We start from the raw sequence: 24,639 nt of genomic DNA, 5'->3' as shown, positions 1-24,639 counted from the left end.
AATAATAAAGGAGGTATATTTCCATGAAGAAAAAATTAAGGAAACTTATGATTTCTTTATTCATCATGACAGTAGCTTTTAGCCTAACCGCTTGTAATTCCAATAGTGCTCATTCCAACACAAACGGAAAGCGGACCATTAAAATAGGATACTTGCCGATTACCCACGCCGTACCCCTATATATAGAAAAAGAACTAGAAAAAGGCCAGTCCCGGAATTTTAATCTCGAACTCATTAAATTCGGCTCATGGCCTGAACTAATGGATGCACTGAATACAGGTCGGATTGATGGAGCGAGCGTGCTTGTGGAATTGGCGATGAAAGCAAAAGAACAAGGCGTTGATTTAAAAGCAGTGGCGTTAGGACACAGAGATGGAAATGTGGTTGTGACGTCCCATAATATTCACAGCGTAAAAGATTTAAAAGGGAAAAACTTTGCGATTCCTCATAAGTTTTCTACACATAATCTATTGCTCTATCAAATGTTAAAGCAGGAAGGTTTTCAATATAAAGATGTGAATATCGTTGAACTGCCTCCTGCTGAAATGCCGGCAGCCCTTTCAGAAGGCAGAATATCCGGATATGCAGTGGCAGAACCTTTTGGGGCTCTGTCTGTAGCAATGAATAAGGGTAAGGTGTTATTCCAATCTGAAGACCTTTGGAAACATTCTGTGTGCTGCGCGCTGGTTTTAAGAAATGACTTTATCCGCAACGAAAGAAAAGTCGCTCAAGAGTTTGTTAGTGAATATGTCAAAGCCGGAAAAAAAGCAGAATTAAAAGATGAGTATACCTATGAAGCTTCCTCCAAATACATGAAGGTAAATAAAGATGTGCTCAATTTATCCTTAAAATGGATTTCATTTAAAGATTTAAGAATAGATAAAAACGCATACGAAGAACTAAGTCAGTACATGGTCGAAACGGGATTGTCCAAGAATCCTCCGTCCTATGAAGAATTTGTCGATAATTCATTAATAGATAAAGTGAAGTGATCGTATGAACATGATAAAGAAATTCACCAACGTCATCATAGGATTTTCGATATTAATTGCTGTATGGCAAACCGTGATTGTAATTGGAAATTATGAAGAGGCCCTCTTCCCTTCTCCTTTAAAAGTAGGGGAAGGAATTGGGGCTCTGATTACCAACGGCACTCTATTTGTACATCTAAAAGTGAGCCTCATCCGGTTTTTCATTGGTTATCTCTCAGCGGTGGTTACTGCTGCTATATTGGGACTCATGTTAGGCCGTCTAGTAAAATTATGGAATATTATTGATCCGATTGTTCAAGTCCTAAGACCTATCTCACCGATTGCCTGGTCACCCTTTATTGTTTTGTGGTTTGGAATTGGAGACATCCCTGCGATTGTGATTATATTTATCGCAGCGTTTTTCCCAGTATTGCTTTCCACCGTTTCCGCTGTAAGGAAAGTGGACCGTATATATTTAAAGGTGGCGGAAAATTTTGAGATCAGGCAGCCCCATCTAATGACGAAAATCATTTTTCCTGCCGCTTTTCCGTTTATCGCCAACGGTCTTCACATCGCACTCGGCACCGCTTGGATTTTCCTCGTTGCCGGTGAAATGGTCGGCGCCCAATCCGGATTGGGTTATTTAATAGTCGATGCGAGAAATTCTTTACGTTTGGATCTTGTTTTAGCCGGAATCATCTTCATCGGCATCTTGGGGCTTATTCTTGACAAGGCAATCCAATTATTCGAAAGATGGGTAGAAAAGCAATGGGGAATGTTATCGAATAAATAAACTAGTAAAAAAGACAGAAAGTATCATGCTCTCTGTCTTTTTTACTAGCCATTATCACCGCTTTTCGGGAATATTTTCAGAATCGACTTCGACAACGGCCAAGTTCTCTACATTTGTTTTACATTGCGGACAATAGTAGGAAATTTCCACCTCATGCCCGCAAGATTCATGCACCAATTTTTTATAACATTTTTTTAAATGCTTTCTGCCCCAAAGGATTAGGGCGTTAAACACCATTTCCAAATCCTTTCCGCTTTTCGTTAACATGTATTTGTATCTTGGCGGGTGTTCAGAATATAAAGCAGAAGTGATCAAACCGGTTTCTTCTAAATATTTTAAACGATCCGATAAAAGATTGGAGGATATCCCTTTTAACGATTTTCTTATTTCATTAAATGTCTGACGCCCCATTAAAATTTCATGAACAATCAACAATGTCCAGCGATCACCAATGATGTTCAAGGATTGGGCGATATTGCATGGCAAATCATATCTATCTTTCATAAAAAAACCTCCTGTTCTCGTTTCGGTTCAATTATAACTTACCTTTCGCAGAATAGAAATTTCGTTTACCACTATTTTTTATCAAAGGAGCATGTTCCACACTTGCCTCTGAACGTCAAAAAACTTCTTATTTCATCAGACGCCGAATTTTCAATTTCTTCTGGTATAGTGCATGTTCATGGCCCAAAACATGTGATATGGAGGCATACTTGCCAAATTTGTGTGACAAAGTAATAAATTCAGAATAATTTATTTTTAAGGTTGATTTTTTGAACTAACTATAATAAAATTACCATAAAATCATATTAATTTTATAAGAATTTAAGGTTATAATAATAAAAGGAGGCAATAAAAATGGCGCTTTACTTAGTGGAATCGATTTTAAACGGGGCAGTAAAGGACAAAGAAGGATTTGAAAAGAAAGTTTCCGAGATTAAGGAAGAAGTAAGAAAAAACAATGCAAATCTCATTGAAGTCCAAGTTTCCAAAGATTTTTCAAGAGCATTTTTCATTTTTGAAAGCGAAGAACGAAATATTATTAATGATCGCTTAAGACTGTTAGGCATTCCTGTTACTCTTATTAAACCGGTCCGTTTAGTTGGAAAAGATATCGAAGAAGTCAAAAAAGAAGCGGATACCGTAAACTACGTAGTCGAATGGAACCTTCCTGAAAATCTCACCATGGAAGATTATTTAGAAAGAAAGAAAAAGAATTCCGTACACTATGCAGAAGTACCGGAAGTCACTTTCTCTAGAACGTATGTATGCGAAGATATGACAAAATGCCTTTGCTTTTATAATGCACCGGATGAATCCGCTGTCAAAAGAGCCCGTGAAGCTGTGAAAGCACCGATTGATACGGTTACAGAAATTTTGCCAAACAAATAACATTCCCCTAACCTCAGCTGGAATTTTCACATTCCCGCTGGGGTTTGACTATCATTAAATTACTAGTTACATAAATTGTCATAATTCGATGTCCCTTATTCACAAAGAAAATACATAATCAGATAGGAGGTGGCGGTAAATGGCCATTATGGAATCAGAAGCAAAAAAGGCATTCAACGATTTGCTTTACAACCAATTAAAGCCTTTAGTAAGAAAAATTGATACAAAAGCCTATTATCCCCGTGAATTTTTAGAAAATATCGGGAAATACGGTTTCCTATTGTCAGCGGGGCTTTCAAAAAAAGAGGTTCTTTCCCGTGAAATGCAATTAGTCGAGGAAACGGCAAAAATATGCATGACAACAGCTTTTACCCTTTGGTGCCACTTAGCAGCGCTGACATACTTGCGAACATGTGAAAATTCTTACCTCAAAAATGAAGTTTTACCGCTGCTTGAAAGCGGAAAGGTGCTTGGGGGAACCGGACTGTCTAATCCAATGAAATATTACGATGGGCTTGAATCTCTCCATTTGAAAGCAGAACGAACTCCGAAAGGATATATCATTAACGGCCATTTGCCGTCTGTCTCCAACTTAGGGCAAAATCATTGGTTTGGTATTATCGCATCCGTTAATGAAAAACAGCGGATCATGGCGTTTGTCCCATGCCATGTGCAAGGATTGGTGTTAAAGGAAAAGCTAGACTATTTAGGACTAAATGGAAGCGCAACGTATGCATGCACATTCAATGAAGTGTTCATTCCGGATCAATGGATTATTTCTGAGCAAGCAGATGACTTTGTGCCCAAAATACGTCCTTCATTTCTTATTTATCAAATCCCGCTAGGATTGGGAGTTACAGACGCTTCTATCCAGTCGATGAAAAAAATACAAAATAAACAAAACGGATGCAATCGATATTTAAGCATTCAACCAGAGGAATTAGAAAGTGAACTAACATCCATCCGTGAAGAAATGTACCGTCTTGTTCAGTCTTCTGATTTGACGCAACATTGCGAAGATTTATTAAGAATCCGTTTAAACGTTACTTATCTCACTTTAAAAGCGGTCCATGGTTCAATGTTACATCATGGAGGAGCCGGCTACTTGCAACAAAGCGACCCATCCCGCAGATTAAGAGAATCTTACTTCCTTGCCAATTTAACACCTACGGTTAAACATTTGGAGAAATTATTAAATAACTAGCTTTAAGGTCATGTGCATCCCTTAATATACGGAATTTTTTGTCATACCAAAAGCCGCCCCAACCAGATTTTGAGGCGGCCTTTTTCTTCAAAATTTCTTCTGGACTCATTTCTTTGCGCATATATCAAGATTTTTATTCCATCAACTTTTGCAGTTCCATGTTTAATTTCAATACATTCACCCGCAGCTCTCCAAAAATACCAAGCATTCTTCCTTCGGTATGCTTGTTTACTAGTTTCTTTAGTTGTTCTTCAGATAAACCGGTTGCTTTCGCGACATCAGGAACTTGAAAGAGAGCTGCATCCGGGCTGATATGAGGATCTAATCTTGAGCCGGAATTTGTGATTAAATCTAACGGAATCTCTTCCTTTGTTTTTCCTGGATTTTTCTTTAACCATTCTTCAGCTGCCTGCTCTGTTCGCTGAATCATTTCTTCGTTAGAAGGGGCATAGTTAGGTAAACCTAAAGCAGCCGAATCATAATTAATGGAAGAGATGCGCCCATGAAAATACCTTGGATCTTGAAATGATTGACCGATTAACTTCGAGCCTACAGCTTTGTTTTCATCGCTATAAACAATGCTTCCATTCGCTTGATGAGGGAAGAGCGCTTGTGCAATTCCGGTCATCAAGGCAGGATAACCTAAACCGAATAACAGGATCATGACGATAGCTAAACGAATGGATTTCATAACCTCTTTCCTTCTCTCCTCTTAAACAAATACCCCGGTAAAAAGATCAATAAGCTTAATGCCGATAAATGGAGCGATCACTCCGCCTAAACCATATATCAATAAGTTTCGGCGCAATAGCTTCACAGCTGGCATCGGCTTATACGTAATTCCTTTCATCGCTAAAGGAATCAATAAAGGAATAATAATGACATTAAAGATTAATGCCGACAAAATCGCACTGGTAGGCGAATCGAGCTTCATAAAATTCAAGAATTTCGCGATACCCTTCTTCATTCACCCCTAACACCACATAAATGACTTCTTTCTCCACGGTTTCGCGACGAAGTTTTACGTATAAACCATCCAAATATAAGACAGAATAACGCTTGTGCAGTGGACGAGTGTGCCATTTCTCGATGTCTTCCTTCACTACATCGGTAATACGGCTGATCGTTGCAGGAGAATAGGCATTGCCTAAAATTCGTTCAATAAACTTGCCAATTTCCCGTGTGCTCATGCCACTTTGATACATCCTGATGATGGCTTCCTCAAGCCAGCCGGTGTGGCGTTGGTAAGGGGCTTTTTGGAAGCTGGTTTATGCAACATTGATGATACAAAATATTAAAATTTATGTTAATATGTTAAAGTAAAAGTAAACTATCATGTGAGGTGACAGAATGGAGCTACTACAGAAGATCATTTCACTGCTGAACGACTGGTTGTGGTCTTACGTCTTAATCGCATTACTGATCTTCATGGGTCTTTATTTTACGTTTCGCACAAAATTTGTCCAATTTCGCTATTTTCGTGAAATGTTTCGCGTAATCGCGGAATCCCCTAACCAAAAAGGAAGCATCTCCTCTTTACAAGCGTTTTTCATCAGTACAGCTTCACGCGTAGGAACGGGTAACTTAGCAGGAGTAGCTCTCGCTATTTCTCTCGGTGGTCCCGGCGCGGTTTTTTGGATGTGGTTAATCGCTTTGATTGGCGGAGCATCCAGTTTTGTCGAAAGCACGCTTGCGCAAATTTATAAAGTAAAAGACGGAAGCAATTATCGCGGCGGCCCAGCATATTACATGGAACGAGGGTTGAACAAACGTTGGATGGGAATTATTTTTGCGGTACTCATTACGTTCAGTTTTGGTCTTGTTTTTAACTCCGTTCAAGCAAATACGATTACGTTTGCGTTTGAAAACGCATTCGATGTAGACCGTACTATTGTTGGAATTATGATTACAGTATTAACAGCAATCATTATTTTCGGTGGAGTGAAGCGGGTCGCTGTCGCTACGTCGATTATCGTTCCTGTGATGGCTGGACTATATTTATTAGTAGCGATTTACGTATTGCTTACAAATATTACAGACGTCCCATCCATGTTTTCGTTAATCATAAAAGACGCGTTTGGCATTGGACCAGCTGTCGGCGGCACGTTAGGTGCAGCGGTGATGATGGGAATTAAACGCGGTTTATTCTCCAATGAAGCAGGTATGGGTAGTGCACCGAACGCGGCGGCAACCGCTGAGGTGTCGCATCCCGTCAAACAAGGCCTCATTCAAACGTTAGGTGTGTTTACGGATACATTGCTCGTCTGCAGCGCGACGGCATTTATGATTTTATTATCTGGTGAGTATACGAAAGAAGGACTTGATGGAATCGCCTTAACGCAAGCGGCGTTAAGCGCGCATATCGGCGGCTGGGCCGAAGAATTCGTCGCTATCTGTGTCTTTTTATTCGCGTTTAGTTCCGTTATTGGAAACTACTATTATGGCGAAACAAACATTGAGTTTATTCAATCTAGCAAAACGGCGCTATTCGTTTATCGCCTCGCTGTTGTCGGCATGGTTATCTGGGGATCGCTTGCCAGCCTTGAACTCGTTTGGAGTTTGGCTGATTTATTCATGGCGTTAATGGCCATCATCAACTTAATCGCCATCTTCATGCTTGGAAAAGTAGCATTTGCGGCATTAGCCGATTACATGGAGCAAAGAAAGAGCGGGAAAAACCCTGTCTTTTACGCTCGTAACATCGGAATTCACAATACGGATTGCTGGGACGAGCCGTACGAAGAATGGAGAAAAGAGGCATAAAAATAAAGCTGTCCAGACAGCCTTCAGCTTGTCGACAAAGTCGATAAGCTGACCCGTCCCTATATGTAGGGACGGGTTTTTATATATTCTAAACAATAAAGGAGATTACTTTGAAAAAATCAGACACCTTATCGATTGGATTGATGTTGCTTTCGATGTTTTTTGGCGCAGGAAACCTGATCTTCCCGCCATTCTTAGGAGCTGAATCTGGTACTTCCTACTGGCTGGCCATGCCAGGATTTATTATTACCGGCGTTGGCTTGCCATTTATAGTGCTGTTTGCTGTTTCTCTCGTAAAGGGCGGTGTTCAAACCATCGGGGATCGTGTTCATCCGGTATTCAGCATAGCCTTTATGGTTATTATTTATCTATGTATCGGACCATTTCTGGCCATTCCGAGAAATGCAACTGTTGCGTATGAAATGAGCGTTACACCTTTCCTTAGCGAATCGTGGAAGAACTCATCTTTGTCCTTATTTTTATATACGGTTATCTTCTTTTCCCTTGTCTATGTGATAAGCTTAAACCCTTCCAAAATGGAAAAATACATGGGACGTTGGATCACTCCGATCTTGCTTTTATCGATGGTTATCTTGTGTGCAGTTGGGTTTGTTAAGCTGGATGCACCGCTTCAATCGCCATCAGAAGCCTATCAAACCGGAGCATTTTTTAAAGGGTTCATTGAAGGATATAACACTATGGATGCCTTGGCCGCATTGGCCTTTGGCATTGTCATTCTCACCTCCATTCAACAAAGAGGAGTGCAAGACAGTAAGAAATTAACAGAATATACGTTGAAAGCCGGTATGATTGCAGGGGTATTGCTTGCACTAGTATACGTCAGTCTTGGATTGATTGGAGGAAAAATGGCTGCAAACGGGCCGTTTGAAAACGGCGCGGATATCCTGTCCTCTGCTTCAACGCTTTTATTGGGACAAAGCGGCACAGCTTTGCTTGGGTTCATTTTTACGTTAGCTTGTTTCATAACAGTGGTGGGATTAACAGTAGCCTGCGGCCAATATTTTTCAAATCTCATTCCAAAAGCAAGTTATAAATCAGTAGTATTCGCCGTTACTCTAGTAGGCTTCACTCTTTCCAACTTAGGATTAAACCAAATACTTAAAGTATCAGTACCGTTCCTTGTCACGGCGTATCCATTGACAATGGTATTAATCACCCTTACCTTTTTTAAGAATTCGAAAAAAGTATACAGAAGCGCCATGTTATTTACTGGCGTATTTGCCGTGATTGGCGGATTAAACGCATTTGGTTTGGACTTGGGTCCACTTCAAACCATAAGAGATATTCTTCCTCTTTCATCCGTTGGGTTAGAATGGATCGTGCCGGCACTTGTCGGTACAGGTTTAGGAATCGTTTTAAGCAAATTCAGCAAGAAACAGGAGGCACCAGAACAGGTTGATGTAAAAGTTTCGTAGTTTATAAGAAAAGCTTAAGCGCCTTGTTTGCCCCAACATACATATGATGGACTCTGAGGGAAATCCTTTCTTTATGCGAGGAGGCGCTTCTGAAGCGCTCCTTGTCCTGATTTCCGCAAGGAGCCATCTTATAACATAAAAAATAAAAAAGAAAAAGAAAAGGAACCTTTGCATCATTTCGATGACGAGCGTAATTTTACTGATACCTGACGACTTCTGATACCGCCGAAACACATATTGGAATGCCGAAAAAGCAACTGTTCATCATCCACAAGCGATTGTTGTCCCCATGTGGCAGCCTATTCATGAGGCATGGGCCTCCTTGTGGGAATGGTTTGGCGGCAAATATCCAGCCAAGGTGTCTGGTTTATGTCTCGCTTTTTTGTTTATTTGTATCAAGTACATAAATTGACCTAGGGAGTAGAACATGAAGCATTTTTTGCTCCTATTTTTTGTAACACGGTTCACCGCAGCTTCTCTAACTGCGAATTCGAAAAAAAGAACCTTTGATCCAAAGATGGATCAAAGGTTCTATGTTTTATTTTCAATCATATTCTATTATTCTGTATTTTTTATATATTACCTCTGTTTTATAATCATTGACTTTTCCATCTCTTTATCATAGAAATAATTGTCCATTGATGAAAAGTGTTGCTTAAACTTTTTCATTCAATACCTTTGTTTCTGCATCCAAAGAATTAACTATAAACCAGTTCTTTTTCGCTTACACCAGAGACCGGTTCTTTTTCGTTTAGACCGAGCGTCTCTGCTGTTGAATCATGAAGTTTTTGGAAAAGATCTGGGTTTTTCGCTAGTGACACGCCATAAGAAGGAATCATTTCTTTTATTTTCGGTTCCCACTCTTTCATATGTTGTGGGAAGCATTTTTTAAGCACCTCAAGCATTACGTGTACGGCAGTAGAAGCACCAGGAGAAGCGCCGAGCAATGCAGCGATCGAGCCGTCTGCGGCACTAACAACTTCCGTGCCAAATTGAATCGTTCCTTTACCGCCAGCTTCAGTATCTTTGATAATTTGCACACGTTGGCCCGCGACGACTATATCCCAATCCTCTGATTTAGCCGTCGGGACAAACTCGCGCAACTCTTCCATGCGCTTTTCTTTCGTTAACATAAGCTGCTGGATCAAGTATTTTTCCAAAGAAAAGTTTTTAAAAGCTGACGCCAACAAAGTTCCGAGATTGTGCAGTTTTACGGAAGCAAACAAATCCATATTTGAACCATTTTTTAAGAATTTAGGCGAGAAACCTGCAAACGGTCCAAAGAGCAACATTTTTTTGTTGTCGATATACCGTGTATCAAGGTGCGGAACAGACATTGGAGGAGCACCGATTTTAGCTTTACCGTAAACTTTTGCATGATGTTTCTCCACAACTTTTGGATTATTACATACCATAAATAATCCGCTTACAGGGAATCCACCAATATGTTTGCCTTCTGGAATACCAGATTTTTGAAGCAAATGCAGACTTCCCCCACCGGCTCCAATAAATACGAATTTAGCCTTATGGATTTCAACAGAACCGCTATTGAGATCCTTTACTTCCAATTCCCACAGGCCATCGCTGGTACGTTTAATATCCTTAACACTATGCTTGTAGTTTATTTCGACACCTTTTCTCTTTAAGTGGTCAAACAACATGCGCGTTAAAGCGCCAAAGTTAACATCCGTACCTGAGTCGATTTTGGTTGCCGCGATCGGTTCATTCGATGTACGGCCTTCCATTATAAGCGGCATCCATTCTTTCAGTTTTTCCGGATCATCAGAAAATTCCATTCCCTGGAATAATGGATTGTTTGATAGCGCTTCAAAACGTTTCTTTAAAAATCTCACATTATTTTCCCCTTGGACTAAACTTATGTGGGGCAACGGTCTGATGAACTCTTGCGGATTTTGTAACAGATTGTTTTTTACAAGGTAAGCCCAAAACTGTTTGGAAACTTGGAACTGTTCATTAATTCTTATAGCTTTGCTAATATCAATAGATCCATCCGGTTTCTCAGGTGTGTAGTTAAGCTCGCATAGTGCAGCATGCCCCGTTCCCGCATTATTCCATTCATTAGAGCTTTCTTCTCCTGGTTTGTCGAGCTTTTCAAACACTTTAATTTCCCATTCCGGTGCTAATTCTTTCAACAGTGTCCCTAAAGTCGCACTCATGATTCCTGCACCAATTAAGATAACGTCTGTACTAGTTTGTCTGTTACTCATTTTTCTCATCCTTACCCCCAATATTTTGCAGAAAAGATGCAGGCGCACCTGCTTAAGTCAAAGCTATCCAGGTCCTCGCCACACACCTTTTCTGCACAATCATATCTATAGTATATCACTATTTGATTATAAGTATATCATTATTTAATTAATAGTATATCATTATTATTTATAGATTTATATATACTATAATCAACTTTTTTTGTACAACTAACATACTAATTGGCCACGTTACATTTATATTCCTCCTAAAAACGAAATATCAAATTAATTATAAATATTCTGATAAGTAACAATATTTTTATCATTTTCCCGTAATATTGGTTATAGTTGTTGACAAGGTGACGTGCTCCCACCACCTATGCTAACGCTTAGCGGTGGGGGCTTCTCGGGTCATCCCTTCCAACGAAGGGAAATAGGAAAAAAGAATAGATACCTATGATTCAATATGCGTCATTAGCGGAGAGATAAAAATTCATTTCGCCGAATGTTTTACATTTATGCATTTAACGATTCAAGTGTTTTCAAAGCATGAAAATTCAGGAAACAGTAATTTAGAATGTTAGTAGCACACTAATCCCAAAGTATAACTGTTCTTCGGCGAACAGTTTCTGTCACTGTTCGCCAAGATGATCCCCTTTTGTTTCTTTTCGCAAATGCTTCATCATGTGCTATTCTAATGATAAAGAAAAAAACAGAAAAGGTGCTTTTTATGAAATTATACATAGTCGATTCTTCAGAGATTCCTATCATCTGTCCACTTGACACCGCTCCAACTCCGTCGAGGGCGGGCTGCCATTGGACAAATGGAACGCTGTCAAGAAGGTCGTCCCATTGCTTCTTGATCGAACAGATCGTTTCAGTAATCGGCGCCTTTACGACTTGGTGGTACGCCTCCTGAAGGACAGGTTGTATCATTCGTCACTTCCCCATCTCATAAAATAAAAAAGAAACCTTGAAAGAGTATCTCATACTCATTCAAGGTGTTTATAAATTACTTATATTGTACGGTTCCTAAAAATCTAAACTGATTTTTTTCATTTAGATTCCATTATATTTACATCCATTGCATTATATAATACTTCAAAAAAAGTTTTCCCATCACTAGTTGCAAAATAATTTGCTAAATTAGTTACTTTTGAACTTATCTTATCTCCCCATGGAGGAACTTTTGATAAATCGTTAATATCCCATATAACTTGTTCAGGTGAATATTTTGAAAGTTGTTCTTCAATTTCTTTTAATTGATTCCTTGCCTTTGGTACATCATGCCACTTTAATTATCATTGTAAAAATCATTCATTAATAAAGGATACCTTGTCCCCCAACCTTTCTCTTCTAAATGGTACGAAATACAACGGTAGAACGCTGGTTTTACCAACATGCCCCGACTCTTTTACCAGCATCGAATCCTACTGTAGTATGTGTGGATGAATTCGCTTTCCGAAAAGGTAGAGACCTTTACCACATTTTAACGTAAAAATCAAGTACATCTTTTGGTGATGAATCATTATATCATAAAATTGGTGAAAATGTAAAATATTTTTAAAATAAAATCAATAATGTATTTAAATATGTCGATATCTTATGTTAATATTTAATAAATAATAAAGATTTATGGAGGAATTCAATATGAAAGCATTGGATTTAATTATCGATTTTGTTAACCGTCAGGACACATTTATTAGAATAGGATTTTATGTAGGGGCATCTTTTATTATTTTATTAGCAGGATATTTAGTAGGAGGATTTATTGCTAGAATAACGGGGTAGGGGAAAGAAAAACGATTTGGGTTGGTGGTTTGATTTTTTTATTGTTACATTAAGTATTATGTTTTATTTTAAATGGAATGACAAAAATATCTGATTTTAGGTCGCATTTCTTTTTTTTCTAATTTTAAAAAACGCAAAAAGAAACTGACTTCAGACCGCTATCCGACGTCGAAGTCAGTTCTTTTCGAGTGTAAGAAAAAATACCCCAACAAAATCCCAACAATCCCAAAATCCGAATCTCCGAACGTTGTCCCTTCAAACCCGAGCGAGCCAAGGACTGGGAGCAAGAGCGCCGGTAAGAAAGAGATTAAAATTCCGTTGGCAAATGCCCCGAAAATGGCGCCTCATCTGCCGCCTGTAGCGTTGCCGAATACACCGGCAGCGGCTCCCGTGAAAAAGTGCGGAATCAGCCTAGGAACAATCTCCTTTAAGCCGACGAGCGGCAAGATAAACATCGAAATAATCCCCGCAGCAAAGCTCGATAAAAAGCCGACGATGACGACGTTCGGAGCGTATGGAAATAACAGCCGGACAATCGAGCGTTGGTTTGGCGTCTCGTATCACACGAAATTCATTGACATGCTTCTCCGATGAATTCGATGGTTGAACGTATTTGTGGGCGATCCACTTGAGATAAAACAAACCTTTTAAGTTAACGTCCTCTCTCCCCTATGCCCCGCAGCATTTCTTATATTTCTTCCCGCTCCCGCACGGGCACGGATCATTGCGTCCGATTTTATTTACGTTGCGATAAGGGACTTTCAGGGGGAGTTGATGTTGCAGTTGTTCATATCTCTTTTCTTTTTCGAGAGCTATTTGTCCCCATTTCTCGAGATTCGGGTGCTCGATCCCCATCACCCGATAAAAACCGTATGCGATAAGCTCTGTATCAATCATAGCAGCATTCCGTCTTTTTTCCATATATTCGTTAATTTCCGGCAGCGCTTCTTCGGAAAGCTGTTGGCAAAGCGCTTCAAACAGCAATGACTTTATATCGTCATCCATTTCCCGTCTGTAGGCGTTTTTCAGCACGTCAACGGCAAGCGTGGATTTGGTATTGGCAAGCACAGAAATCGCAAAAATAACGGATTCTTGTTTCTCTACATACGGCGCAACCGCCTTGACAACGGCATCCGACTGAAACCCAAGTAACGCCGAAACAACTTCTTCCAAAAGAATATCATCATCCTTGACTAACAAACTAGCCAGCAGCGGAATATGCTTTTCTAGCTTCAATCGTCCGGCGGCGTACACGGCAAAAACGCCAGCAAACGAAAACCATTCTTCTTTTTCTGCTTGCAAAATATCATCAATCTCCGCCTCGGTCATCCAGCCATTCCGGACAAGCGCGGCAGCAATTTTTTTCGTTCTTCGAAACTGCAAATCGTTATAGGAAACATTCTCCTCCAACAAAGCCAGCATGCGCTCATATTCGCGCCATACCTCTTCCTTTGTTCCGTGCAATAGAAGCTCATACAGTTCCCATGTCCCATTAGAAATATATGGCTTTAATTCTGCTTTATATTTGATGGCCAATGCGGGCTCGACATTGTCCAACAAGTTGAAATACGGACGGGCTTCTCCGGCCTTTTCCCTCTTCAATCCTTCGATCAGCAGCAACAAAGCCCTTTCGCTTAACGAATGATTCCGCAAATCCCATAATATTTCTCTATGTTTCCCATGCGAACGCACCGCCTTTTCGATTAGCCGCTCCGTCCACTCGTTCGGAACGTGTGGATATTCCTCGAGCGCTTGCAAAACGAATTGCTGAACGATCGGATCGCCACTGACGACATACGGTTCTATCTTTTGCAAAAATGCCATGTTTTCATTCTCCTTTCTCCTTTTGTTCATCACTATTTTCATGTTCGTTAACCGAGAATAACCGTTTAGTGGTAAATCATCAAAGGGCTCGACTTCTACTCATGATTCTCCCCTATTTATTTATTCGGCCCTTGTAGAAGAGTCCCTCTATATAAAATAAAACATGCTTCCCTCGAACGTGAAAAAAAGATTTCCATTTATTAACAAATCGAAACGCCACCCTTTTGGCACGTTTGTATTTCTTTGTATTATAGCATATGAATTACTTGCAAACAGTGCTAGACACTGTTCTTCCATAATTTCTTTATCTAAATCTTGAACCCACTCCAATACCTCCATCAAAGCGGGAATGCGTTCGCGGGCAAAGCGTTCATGAAACCAGCTTCTTGCATCAAGCACACGAAGCTGTTTACAAAAATAGTTTAATTAAATATCCCAACAAAATCTCAAAATCCGAATCTCCGAACGTCGTCCCTTCAAACCCAAACGAGCCAAGGACTGGGAGCAAGAGCGCTGGTAAGAAAGAGATTAAAATTCCGTTGGCAAATGCCAAAAAATGGGCGCCTCGTCTGCCGCCTGTGGCGTTGCTGAATACTCCTGCTGCTTCGGTGAAAAAGTGCAGAATTAACCCGGGAACGATCCCCTTAGAAATGAACTCTTACTTCTTTTCGCAAACGCTTCATCATGTGCTATTCTAATGATGGAAAAAGAAAAAATAGAAAAGGTGTTTTTTATGAAATCATACATCGTCGTTGGAGGCGGAATTTTAGGAGCGTCTACCGCTTATCACTTGGCCAAAGAAGGAGCAAAGGTAACATTAATAGATAGAGGTGACAAAGGCCAAGCAACAGATGCTGCGGCTGGAATTGTTTGTCCATGGGTTTCCCAGCGTCGAAATAAGCGTTGGTATCGTTTAGCGAAAGGCGGAGCGAGATTTTATCCTGCTTTAATCGAAGAACTGAAATTCTATGGTGAAACGGAAACGGGATATGAGCGTGTAGGAGCAATCTGTCTTCATACAGATGAAGAGAAGCTTCAAAAGATCAAGGAAAGAGTATTACAACGTCGTGAGGACGCACCAGAAATCGGCGAAATTACGCGATTGTCTCCCGAAGAAACAAAAGCACTATTTCCGCCATTGGCAGAGGAGTATAGCTCCATTCATGTCAGTGGCGCCGCTCGCGTCAATGGAAGAGCACTTCGCAACTCCTTAGTTCGGGCAGCGCAAAAGCTTGGAGCTGCTTATATCAAAGGAAACGCAAAACTTATCCATAAAGGTGCACAAGTAATCGGTGTCGAAGTAGAAGGAAGACAATATGTAGGAGATGCCGTCATCGCAACGGCTGGTGCGTGGTCAAAAGAGCTGCTTCTACCGTTAGGCATTGAATTTTTAGTGGTGCCGCAAAAAGCGCAAATCGTTCATCTTGAAAGGCCAGAAAGAGATACAAAAAACTGGCCCGTTGTCATGCCGCCAAATAATCAATATCTCCTTGCCTTTAAAGATGGCCGTATTGTCATCGGAGCCACTCATGAAGATGAGGTTGGCTTCGATTGTAGAGTAACGGCTGGTGGATTGCATGAAGTTTTAGACAAAGCTTTAACCGTAGCTCCAGGGCTGGCGAATTGTACTCATCTTGAAACAAGAGTTGGTTTTCGTCCATACACTCCTGGGTTTCTTCCGGTCTTTGGAGCGCTTCCAGGTTTCGAAGGCATCTATGTGGCCAACGGATTAGGCGCATCCGGACTGACAGCTGGTCCTTACTTAGGTTCTGAACTGGCAAAGCTCGTACTCGGAAAACCAACAGAATTAGACCCTTTGGACTATGATGTCGCTGGCGCCATTAAGAAAATAGAATAAAACATCCGGAGTCAATAAGAAGAACACCATCGTAATTCGCTTTCTGTTTGGGCGACCGAACGGCTACTCAGGCATAAAATCCAATAGAAAATTGACTAGGGGAGTAAAACATGAAACATAACACAAAAGATAAAGATAAGGTATTGAAATGGATTAATGAACAATTCAGCTTTTTCCAGTTTGACTCAGACCCAGTTTATAAGACAACCCTTTATTTCAAACTCGACAATCCTGAATATGACCCAGAAATCGAAGTTTATGTGCGTAAAACAACAGAGGAAATGGAATTCGGGTTTGAAGCGACTCAATGGGATGGGTACATGCCCGCTCCTTATCCTTCTATTTATCCAAAATACTCCACTCCGCTCGATAGTTTAAGAAGTCTTGAGGAAGAAGAAATGAAAGAGAAAATACTTGAGTTATTGATGAAGACCATCAACTCTAGAAAAAGGCAATATCGAAAATGCCAGTTTTGCGGAAAAAGGGTAGCAGCAGAACATCGATTTGATAAAAGCACTTGTCATCGTTGTGCTTCGGAACACTTTGGTATAGTATACTAAATTTCATTTGACACTTGGGTTGTAGAATTCAAATCCAAATAGAGATAAATTGGATTTATCTATGATATTGAAATGATTTTTAATAACCCTACCTATGTCTAAAATTGAATTCAGAGAAACCCTACCCCATTACATTACACAAAATTCTTGACGGTACCAAAAATTCTGTCGAATTATGTCATAAAAACACCAAAAAAATAGAATCTCAAACACTTCTGTCGTAAGTTAAGCGATGACAGATAGAAACTCCTCCGTTACATTCTTAAATGATTCAAGCAAACTCGAGACTGACCAACCCTATTTTTGTCCGAGCGTGTTGGCTCCGTTCGCATCAAAATATGTAACATCCGCCGCTTTTGAAACTAAAGGAATTCTCGTTTCAAGCACTCTTGGAAAATCTCCTTGATTCTCTTGGAGCTTTAATATAGTTTTTCACGGACACATCATAGTTAATAAGCAGGAATATTCCTGTGCTCACACGAAGATCAGAGATCTTTTTTTGCAAAAAGAGCATAAACTCTAAAAATATTGACATTTCAGTTTTACTCTGCTAAATTATTTTCAAATAATAAAAATCAATGACGAGAAGAGTAAGATAGGATCCCTGTTCTACAGAGAGTCGGCGTTTGGTGAAAGCCGATGTTCAGGCCTTATCCGAAGATCATCTCTGAGATGCAAAGCTGAAACATAGTAAGCTTTGACGGGTTGTCCACCGTTATAATGGAATGCGTATGATTGTACGTGATGGAGAGCCGCATGATTTTTACATATGCGGAATAAGGGTGGTAGCGCGGGCACAAACCCGTCCCTATATGTAGGGACGGGTTTTTATATTTTTGGCAGCACCAGTATCAATGACCATATTATCAATCAACTTGGACCTTCCTCGATAAACAATTTCTATCGACTTGACACTCCGCACGACTAAAGTCGTGGGATTCTTGGGTGGTAGTCGGAAGTCCATTTCTGGTATCCGTAGTTCCCCCAAGTTCAGGGGTGTGCCATCACCCCGTCCTACGGCAGAGCCTATAGCTCCGTAGGCTGGCAGACTTTCGCTTACGCTACTCCATCTGCCACAGGTGCCTTCATTATATTCCACGCACCCACTCGATCCCGATGCGCGACGTACCCACACCTACATACATACTTGCGGTCTCTGGCTTTATTTTTTGTTCCGCATTGCGGACAATGTTGAGAGGTGTATTTCGGGTCCACATACACAACCGAAATTCCAGCTAACTTAGCTTTGTATTCAATAAACTTGGAAAGCTGATAAAAACTCCATGTATGCAAGTGCTTTTCGTTTTTACGGCTTGTTCTTGCCGTCTGACGAATGTTCGTCAGCTTTTCAAGTTTAATAACGGAAACATCTTCCTTGATGGCCATGTTGACAATCTGGCGGCTGATTTTGTGGTTGATGTCTTTCATTATGCGTTGCTCTTTATTGTTCATTTTGCGAATAGCGGACAACTTCTTGAGTTTCCCTAACTTTCTCCTTCTTTGTTGATATTTACGGCGAATGTATTTGTTTTGCCTTCCATTTCCGAAGAAACGAGTTTTTCCATTCGAAGTCACAGCTACTGCAGGAACTTTTAGTCCGAGATCAACACCCATGACCTTTTCATTTTTCTTTTTGGTCACAGGGATGCTTAACGAAACTTGTGCATACCACTTTCCTGTCTTTTCCACAATGCGCATCAGTCCAAGTTTAGCATGTTGGATCAGGTTTTTATCACGCTCTGTCACCATCGCTCGAAATCTTGTTTTTCTCGTTTTTCCATCCAACATAATCGGAAATGCGATCATTTGCTCGCCAATGGTGTAGTTTTGATTATTGACGAAATATACAGGTTTTTTGAGGATGGGGCGCTTCCCTTCTTTTTTCATCTTCTTTGATACACTTTTTGCATCACGAATCGCTTGATTCAGAACCGCCGAAGGAAGATGGGCGTCCACATCTTTTGTCGTTACTTTCGGGAAAGAACCTTCTTTCTCGGCTTGTTCGGTTAAAACATTTACGGTATGGATATATTCTCTACTCAACTGACGAAGCAGTTCAGGGTGATCTGGAAAGAATTGGATTTTAATCGTCAATGTTTGCACCGTTTCACCCTCTTGTTTTTTGTTCTTCCACCTATCGTTGGATGGTTTTACTTGATACATTTCCTGCGGTGCTCACAAAGAAGGAACATGTCCATAGACTAGGCAAATGAGCAAGATGGGAAATTCTTGCCCTAAAATCCGAGAAGCCTTCACTTTGGCCATGATGCCGGATGGAGAATCTGTAGGAAGGCAGTTTAAGAACAAATGGCAATGGTCTGGCATTACTGCCATGGCAAGGATGTTCCAATGATGTTCGGAACAAATCTCTTGAACAAGTTCTTTAAACTGAATTTCCACTGAACCTGTTCATATCTTTCATCGATAGCGCGGGTAGAAAACAAAGTGGTAGTGGATGAGAGAAACGGTGGTTTTTGTACGTCGGTATTCTTGTTTCATACGTTGATTGTATCAGTTTCCCCAACAAAATCCAACAAAAATGAATGATTGAAAAAATAAAGGCGTTTCATCCCACCTCTAAAGAAGTAGGCTTTCACGCCTTCTCTTCTGTAAACAATAACCCATCGCGCTATTCAATCTGCATAACAAAATTTCCCTCTCAGGCCAATCGTTCCACGAACTTTTAAGACAATCTCCTTGTGACTAGTGTGATAAACAAGCTGATCCCCTTTTGATTGCAGTAACTCACGAGTTGCGTCCTCATCCGAAACCGTTCCAATGACAGCCACCTCTTCAATGATCTCCTGATCCCCCTGTAAACGAGACTTCAATACTTGTAATTTCACAAATTGGTTCGGATACAGTGAACGCACTTCCTGCCATTCCATCTCCATCACCTCAACTTGTTCTTTCAATTTGATTATATCACTACCAAAAAACCGAAAAAAGAATAGGTACCTATGATTCAATATGCATCACTAGCGATGATGTATAAAATTTTGTGTAAAGCATTTTGCTAGAACAAAAGAAAAAAGGTAGGGTATTCTCTGATTGAACCCAAACATTCCAGAGAAAGGAGAACCCTACCTATGTCTAAAAGTATACCGAATGTCGACTGGGCAAATCAACTGGAAAGCGTCATTCGTCAGTTTGTAAAGGAAAAATTAGAACTGATCATGCGGGAAGAAATCAAGAATTTCCTCGAAATAGAACAAGCCGGAACATCAAATATGAGAAACGGCTACTATCAACGAAATCTAGATACGCAATATGGTCGGATGGAAGGTCTTTTGGTCCCTAGAGACCGAAACGGAGAATTTCAAACCCAATTGTTCGCTCCTTACCAACGCCACACCGGCTGGCTGGAGGAAGCCATCATTAGGATGTATCAAAGTGGCATGAGTACGCGTGAAATTGGCAAGTTTATTGAACGAATTTTAGGCAATGCCTATTCTCCTGCAACGATCAGCCGTATTACCGATGTCGTGAAGGAAGACATCGAGAAATGGCACACTCGTCCACTGCACAAGCGTTATTCCGTCTTATATTTGGATGGTTTATACGTAAAACTTCGTCGCGAAACCGTGGAGAAAGAAGTCATTTATGTGGTGTTAGGGGTGAACGAAGAAGGATATCGCGAAATTCTTGATTTCTTTGTGGGAGGACAAGAAAGCGCCTATGTATGGCAGGAAATTCTTCAACACCTCTACCAAAGAGGCGTCAAGGAAGTGCTTCTGGGCGTATTTGATGGTCTTCCGGGGCTGGAGGAAGCTTTTCGGGCCGTTTATCCGAAAGCGGATGTGCAGCGTTGTGTCGTTCACAAAGTCCGCAGCACCCTAAATCGTGTTCGGAAAAAAGACCAATTCGAAATGGCGGAGGATCTGAAACTCATTTATCGTTCTCCGAATAAAGAAATCGCATTGGAGATGTTTCAACAGTTTGAATCCAAATGGTCTCACAAGTACCCAAGGGAAGTCCAATCTTGGGCCAATGAGTTGGATGTCCTCCTTACATTTATGGATGATCCAAGCAGTATTCGAAGTGTGATTTACACGACGAATGCCATCGAACGAACGATCAAAGAGATTCGGAAACGTCTAAAGCCGATGAACAGTTTGAGCAGTTTAGAAGTTGCGGAAAAAGTCGTGTATTTGACCATTCAAGATTTTAATGAGAAATGGGCAGGGCGAAAGTTAAGAGGATTTGCCGAATAGCATGAAGCCCTCGCGCGAATGTTTGAGGAACGTTATTGTTAACCAAATGTTGTAAATAAACAAAATAGGGGGATTCTCCCTTTCCACACAGGAGACTGAATATTCAGTCTCCTGTGTGGAGAAAATCAGTCCCCTATCAATTCAAATCCATTTCAGAGAAACCCTACCCCATTTACATTACACAAAATTCTTGACGGTACCGTGCCAGGTACTGTTCGCCTTATGCCCACATCAAATTTTTGTTGCGTGAATGATAATTTAAAATGATAATTTAAAAAGAGAAAAAGGACTGATCCTTTCACTCAGTCCTCCTGCTTTGAGGAAATCGGAAAAATCAAACACACGGTCGTTCCTTTTCCTTCTTCGCTATGGATCTTCATTTTGCCACCATGCGCTTCCACGATTTTAAAACTCACCATTAACCCTAATCCTGTCCCTTTTTCTTTGGTACTGTAGAACGGTTCACCAAGCTTGGCCATTCGCTCTTTCGGTATGCCGCAGCCTTCGTCTGTGATGCAAATGAGAATCGAATCTAGTCGTTGTTTCGCTTCGATCCGTAATATTCCGCCATTTGGCATCGCTTCAATGGCGTTTTTGATGATGTTGATGAACACTTGTTTCAATTGATTTTCGTCACAATAAAGCAGCGGAAGTTGTTCATCAACGAAATATTGAACCGTCACATGATGCAATAGCGCTTGTCCTTCGAGAAGCTTCATCACATGTTGTAACATTTCCGATACGCGGCTGTATGCTTTTTTTGTTGGATGCGGCTTGCCAAGCAATAAAAACTCATCGACAATTTCGTTTAATCGCTCTAATTCCGCTTCAATTATATCGAAATACGTCTGATTGCGTTCTCCCTCTTTTAAAAGCTGAATAAACCCTTTCAGTGATGTTAATGGATTGCGGATTTCATGGGCAACCCCCGCCGCCAATTCACCGACAACCGCTAGTTTTTCCGATTTTCGCAACAGTTCTTCCGACTGTTGAATAGAATCAATCATGTAATTGAAGCGCTTTGCGAGTATACCAATTTCCGTTCGATCAGTTTCGTCTGCGCGAACATGTTTTTTTCCTTTTGCGACCGCTTCTGCCACATCACACAACCGGCGAATCGGATGAACAATTTGATGGGCATAGAGCGCTGTTAAAAGCGATAAAATGAAAAATGCAGCAATAGAAGCAAACCAAAGTGCCTTTTCAAACAACACATAAGGTTTATAAATCTCCGAAACAGGCACTTGCGCAACAACACCCCATTGTAAAATCGGAATATACGCATAGGAAGCAAGCATCGCCACTCCCTCTGTATTGACGACTTCTTCATAGCCTGATTGTCCTCGAAGCAATTTTTGTACAACGGCATTTTCAGCAACATTATCGCCGATTCTCTTTTTCGATGGATGAGAAATAATGTTCCCATTGCGATCGACGATGAACGTATAGCCATGTTCACCAATTTGAAAACTTCGAACAATGGATCGAAATAGATTATTTTGTTCAATTCGCATCGATAAGTTGACGACTCTCTCCACTTCATTCTGTTCATTTAAAACAGGAACAGAAATGACGAGTAAATAACGTCCTGTATCAGCGGAGACGACATCGCTGAAGTAAGCTTTTTTCGTTTGCAGCGCTTGTTGGAAGTATTCGCGCTTACTTAAGTCATAGTTTAATAGATGCCTCAAGTCCTTAGGATAAAACCCTTTCACATATCCGTTCGAATCTAATATTGTAGCACTATCAATGTAAGGAGAAATTTTAATAATATGTTCAAGCCCTTTTGACCATTGCTTGGCATCATTCACCCGAAAATGCGGATCGTCTTGCACGTATTGCTCAAACTTATTTAAATCCTCAGCAATTTGAACAATTTGTTCTTTCATTCGCAAAACAGTTTTATCCGTCATGTGGCGATATTGCTCTTTTGTGATTTGAGGCAAAGACATCCGAGCAATCATAAACATTAAAGCTAGCAAAGCAAAAATAACGACTAAATTAATGATATAAATTTTCCAAAAAATACGTGACCGTATCCAATTCATTTCCCTGCGACTCCCTACATCATTCGTTGTAGATTTTTCCTATACCATTTATACCATGAAAATTATGACATGTTTCATCGTGTACAAAAAACTCGTTCATGTCAAGATGTCAAGAAATGAAATTAATTCTCTATAATATTTAAATTTTTAAAAAATAATAATTTACTTACTCTTATGCTATAATGATCCTGTACTCATAGAAAAAACATTTGTCTTTTTGAGGTGAACAAAATGGAGCAGACTGAATTAAGAAAAAGCATTGGCTTTATCGTTGCAACATCTTTAGTCATCGGCACGGTCATCGGTTCCGGCATTTTCATGAAACCAGGAGTTGTCATCGCCGCCGCTGGTGATTCGACAATGGCCCTATGGGCATGGGTCATCGGTGGCATCATTACATTAGCGAGCGGGTTAACGATCGCAGAAGTGAGCGTAAAAATTCCGAAAACCGGAGGGCTATATGCTTATGTAGAAGAGGTGTACGGAAAGTTTTGGGGCTTTTTATGCGGATGGATGCAAACGATCATCTATGGCCCAGCGGTGATCGGAGCGCTCGGATTATACTTCGGTTCGTTATTTGCAGGGGTGTTCGGTTTTTCAAAACAGACGGAAACATGGATCGGAATTTTAGCGGTTCTTTTTCTTGCGCTTATTAACATACTAGGAACACAATATGGCGGAGCTGTTCAAAGCTTGTTAACATTAGCAAAACTGCTTCCGATCTTCCTTATTATCGTGTTTGGAATGGTTCAAGGAGATGTGCCTGTGTTCGGAATGGAAAGCGAAAGCAGCCAAGCAATCAGCATGGGCGCTGCCGTATTAGCGACGCTTTGGGCGTACGACGGCTGGATGAACGTCGGGTTTGTGGCGGGCGAAATGAAAAATCCAGCGAAAACATTGCCAAAAGCCATTATTACTGGAATTGTCATTGTCATGCTCTGCTACTTAGGCGTTAATATCGCGATCCTTCACGTACTTCCTGCTAGTAAAATTGTCGAGCTTGGCCCGAACGCCGCAAAAGAAGCCGCAACGTTACTATTTGGCGATGTAGGCGGAAAAATAATTGCGATCGGCATTTTAATTTCCATTTTCGGTTGTTTAAATGGAAAAATTTTAACATTCCCACGCATGCCGTTTGCGATGGCAGAAAACGGACTGTTTCCTGGCGCTCGTTTCTTATCACGCGTTCATCCAACGTTTCACACTCCTGTTCAAGCAACCGTTTTGCAAGTAGCGATCGCTGTGGCGATGATGTTAATGACCAGCCCTGATCGCTTGACCGATATCGCCATTTTTAGTGTTTTCACATTTTACAGCTTAGCGTTTTACGCCGTATTTTTGTTGCGGAAAAATCAAAAGTCCGATCATTCGTTATATAAAGTGCCTTTATATCCTGTAACGCCTATTGTTGCGATTATAGGAGCGATTTACATTATTGGAAGCACCGTCATCCATCAACCGCTCGATGCTTTTCTTTCTGTGTTAATCACATTATCCGGAATTCCTATTTACTGGAATCTTGCCGCTAAACAAAAAAATAAAACGGCGAAAAAAGCAAGTTGAACGAACACCCAC

19 protein-coding genes, 6 pseudogenes and 1 other annotated feature are annotated in these 24,639 nt (G+C 40.6%); of the genes and pseudogenes, 11 read left to right on the top strand and 14 right to left on the bottom strand.

The genetic code is table 11. From position 1 onward, the window contains the following. Positions 1-23 precede the first annotated feature (23 nt). Positions 24-992, top strand: a complete 969-nt coding sequence (locus B9L23_RS09240) for an ABC transporter substrate-binding protein (RefSeq protein ID WP_081189673.1) — start codon at positions 24-26, stop codon at positions 990-992. Between the two features lie 4 nt (positions 993-996). Continuing rightward, complete coding sequence (locus B9L23_RS09235; RefSeq protein WP_089097437.1) at positions 997-1,764, top strand: ABC transporter permease; 768 nt, start codon at positions 997-999, stop codon at positions 1,762-1,764. A 54-nt stretch (positions 1,765-1,818) separates the two neighbouring features. Here B9L23_RS09235 and B9L23_RS09230 read toward each other — a convergent pair whose 3' ends face one another. Further along, positions 1,819-2,268 carry a winged helix-turn-helix transcriptional regulator gene (locus B9L23_RS09230; protein WP_062755333.1) on the bottom strand — a complete coding sequence of 150 codons (450 nt, stop codon included), beginning with the start codon at positions 2,266-2,268 and terminating at the stop codon, positions 1,819-1,821. 354 nt (positions 2,269-2,622) lie between these two features. Here B9L23_RS09230 and B9L23_RS09225 point away from each other — a divergent pair, with 354 nt between their 5' ends. Next, the gene (locus tag B9L23_RS09225; protein WP_062755335.1) at positions 2,623-3,156 is read left to right on the top strand and encodes a DUF4242 domain-containing protein; all 534 of its coding nucleotides are present in this window, start codon (positions 2,623-2,625) and stop codon (positions 3,154-3,156) included. 139 nt (positions 3,157-3,295) lie between these two features. After that, a complete protein-coding gene (locus B9L23_RS09220) occupies positions 3,296-4,360 on the top strand; it encodes an acyl-CoA dehydrogenase family protein (protein WP_089097436.1) in 1,065 nt (354 codons plus the stop codon). Between the two features lie 133 nt (positions 4,361-4,493). Here the strand turns inward: B9L23_RS09220 and kdpC are convergent, their stop codons facing one another. From kdpC to B9L23_RS09205, 3 genes and pseudogenes are all read right to left on the bottom strand, one after another. Continuing rightward, the gene (kdpC, locus tag B9L23_RS09215; protein WP_081189978.1) at positions 4,494-5,051 is read right to left on the bottom strand and encodes a potassium-transporting ATPase subunit KdpC; all 558 of its coding nucleotides are present in this window, start codon (positions 5,049-5,051) and stop codon (positions 4,494-4,496) included. 21 nt (positions 5,052-5,072) lie between these two features. After that, positions 5,073-5,303: pseudogene (locus tag B9L23_RS09210) on the bottom strand (potassium-transporting ATPase subunit B); the annotation flags it as partial. After that, positions 5,293-5,613, bottom strand: a pseudogene (locus B9L23_RS09205) (transposase); the annotation flags it as partial. The pseudogenes B9L23_RS09210 and B9L23_RS09205, both read right to left, overlap by 11 nt. A gap of 97 nt (positions 5,614-5,710) precedes the next feature. Here B9L23_RS09205 and B9L23_RS09200 point away from each other — a divergent pair. Both B9L23_RS09200 and brnQ read left to right on the top strand, forming a co-directional pair. Then, entirely contained in the window at positions 5,711-7,123 is a 1,413-nt protein-coding gene (locus B9L23_RS09200) for an alanine/glycine:cation symporter family protein (protein ID WP_081189932.1), read from the top strand. Positions 7,124-7,233: 110 nt separating this feature from the next. Then, positions 7,234-8,559, top strand: coding sequence for a branched-chain amino acid transport system II carrier protein (brnQ, locus tag B9L23_RS09195; protein WP_089097435.1), 1,326 nt, complete (start codon positions 7,234-7,236; stop codon positions 8,557-8,559). A 698-nt stretch (positions 8,560-9,257) separates the two neighbouring features. Here the strand turns inward: brnQ and B9L23_RS09190 are convergent. The 3 genes and pseudogenes from B9L23_RS09190 to B9L23_RS21525 all read right to left on the bottom strand — a co-directional run bounded on the left by B9L23_RS09190 (position 9,258) and on the right by B9L23_RS21525 (position 12,171). Continuing rightward, on the bottom strand, positions 9,258-10,835 hold the full coding sequence (locus B9L23_RS09190) for a malate:quinone oxidoreductase (RefSeq protein WP_318282000.1): 1,578 nt from the start codon (positions 10,833-10,835) through the stop codon (positions 9,258-9,260). A gap of 525 nt (positions 10,836-11,360) precedes the next feature. Continuing rightward, positions 11,361-11,705 carry a hypothetical protein gene (locus tag B9L23_RS09185; RefSeq protein WP_089097433.1) on the bottom strand — a complete coding sequence of 115 codons (345 nt, stop codon included), beginning with the start codon at positions 11,703-11,705 and terminating at the stop codon, positions 11,361-11,363. Positions 11,706-11,824: 119 nt separating this feature from the next. After that, positions 11,825-12,171 (bottom strand): annotated as a pseudogene (locus B9L23_RS21525) (Imm70 family immunity protein). A 248-nt stretch (positions 12,172-12,419) separates the two neighbouring features. Here B9L23_RS21525 and B9L23_RS20415 point away from each other — a divergent pair. Beyond that, complete coding sequence (locus tag B9L23_RS20415; protein ID WP_169712543.1) at positions 12,420-12,560, top strand: hypothetical protein; 141 nt, start codon at positions 12,420-12,422, stop codon at positions 12,558-12,560. Between the two features lie 158 nt (positions 12,561-12,718). On the opposite strand, the pseudogene B9L23_RS09175 reads toward B9L23_RS20415, so the two are convergent. The 3 genes and pseudogenes from B9L23_RS09175 to B9L23_RS09160 all read right to left on the bottom strand — a co-directional run. After that, positions 12,719-13,115 (bottom strand): annotated as a pseudogene (locus B9L23_RS09175) (PTS transporter subunit IIC); the annotation flags it as partial. Between the two features lie 114 nt (positions 13,116-13,229). Then, on the bottom strand, positions 13,230-14,384 hold the full coding sequence (locus B9L23_RS20735) for an SEC-C metal-binding domain-containing protein (protein WP_062678840.1): 1,155 nt from the start codon (positions 14,382-14,384) through the stop codon (positions 13,230-13,232). A 409-nt stretch (positions 14,385-14,793) separates the two neighbouring features. Next, positions 14,794-15,030 (bottom strand): annotated as a pseudogene (locus B9L23_RS09160) (PTS transporter subunit IIC); the annotation flags it as partial. Between the two features lie 87 nt (positions 15,031-15,117). On the opposite strand from B9L23_RS09160, the gene B9L23_RS09155 reads away from it, so the two are divergent. Together B9L23_RS09155 and B9L23_RS09150 are read left to right on the top strand one after the other, a co-directional pair. Next, positions 15,118-16,242, top strand: a complete 1,125-nt coding sequence (locus B9L23_RS09155; protein WP_089097499.1) for an NAD(P)/FAD-dependent oxidoreductase — start codon at positions 15,118-15,120, stop codon at positions 16,240-16,242. 110 nt (positions 16,243-16,352) lie between these two features. Next, positions 16,353-16,802 carry a hypothetical protein gene (locus B9L23_RS09150; RefSeq protein ID WP_015863713.1) on the top strand — a complete coding sequence of 150 codons (450 nt, stop codon included), beginning with the start codon at positions 16,353-16,355 and terminating at the stop codon, positions 16,800-16,802. 569 nt (positions 16,803-17,371) lie between these two features. Continuing rightward, positions 17,372-17,615 (top strand) — a binding site (T-box leader). 243 nt (positions 17,616-17,858) lie between these two features. On the opposite strand, the gene B9L23_RS09145 is transcribed toward B9L23_RS09150, so the two are convergent. The 3 genes and pseudogenes from B9L23_RS09145 to B9L23_RS09135 all read right to left on the bottom strand — a co-directional run bounded on the left by B9L23_RS09145 (position 17,859) and on the right by B9L23_RS09135 (position 19,690). Beyond that, complete coding sequence (locus tag B9L23_RS09145; protein WP_089097431.1) at positions 17,859-18,905, bottom strand: RNA-guided endonuclease InsQ/TnpB family protein; 1,047 nt, start codon at positions 18,903-18,905, stop codon at positions 17,859-17,861. A gap of 31 nt (positions 18,906-18,936) precedes the next feature. Next, positions 18,937-19,301, bottom strand: a pseudogene (tnpA, locus tag B9L23_RS09140) (IS200/IS605 family transposase). A gap of 134 nt (positions 19,302-19,435) precedes the next feature. Continuing rightward, positions 19,436-19,690 (bottom strand): hypothetical protein, encoded by a 255-nt coding sequence (locus tag B9L23_RS09135; RefSeq protein ID WP_015863711.1) that lies wholly within the window; start codon positions 19,688-19,690, stop codon positions 19,436-19,438. 201 nt (positions 19,691-19,891) lie between these two features. Here B9L23_RS09135 and B9L23_RS09130 point away from each other — a divergent pair, with 201 nt between their 5' ends. Then, the gene (locus tag B9L23_RS09130; protein WP_089097430.1) at positions 19,892-21,016 is read left to right on the top strand and encodes an IS256 family transposase; all 1,125 of its coding nucleotides are present in this window, start codon (positions 19,892-19,894) and stop codon (positions 21,014-21,016) included. A 302-nt stretch (positions 21,017-21,318) separates the two neighbouring features. Here the strand turns inward: B9L23_RS09130 and B9L23_RS09125 are convergent, their stop codons facing one another. After that, complete coding sequence (locus B9L23_RS09125) at positions 21,319-23,064, bottom strand: cache domain-containing protein (RefSeq protein ID WP_089097429.1); 1,746 nt, start codon at positions 23,062-23,064, stop codon at positions 21,319-21,321. Positions 23,065-23,295: 231 nt separating this feature from the next. Here B9L23_RS09125 and B9L23_RS09120 point away from each other — a divergent pair, with 231 nt between their 5' ends. After that, on the top strand, positions 23,296-24,627 hold the full coding sequence (locus tag B9L23_RS09120; protein ID WP_089097428.1) for an APC family permease: 1,332 nt from the start codon (positions 23,296-23,298) through the stop codon (positions 24,625-24,627). Positions 24,628-24,639 lie beyond the last annotated feature (12 nt).

Source organism: Parageobacillus galactosidasius, from assembly GCF_002217735.1.
Classification (GTDB): Bacteria; Bacillota; Bacilli; order Bacillales; family Anoxybacillaceae; genus Parageobacillus_B; species Parageobacillus_B toebii.
The sequence above is the reverse complement of the archived record's forward strand: the minus strand, read 5'-3'. Positions and strand labels throughout refer to the sequence as shown.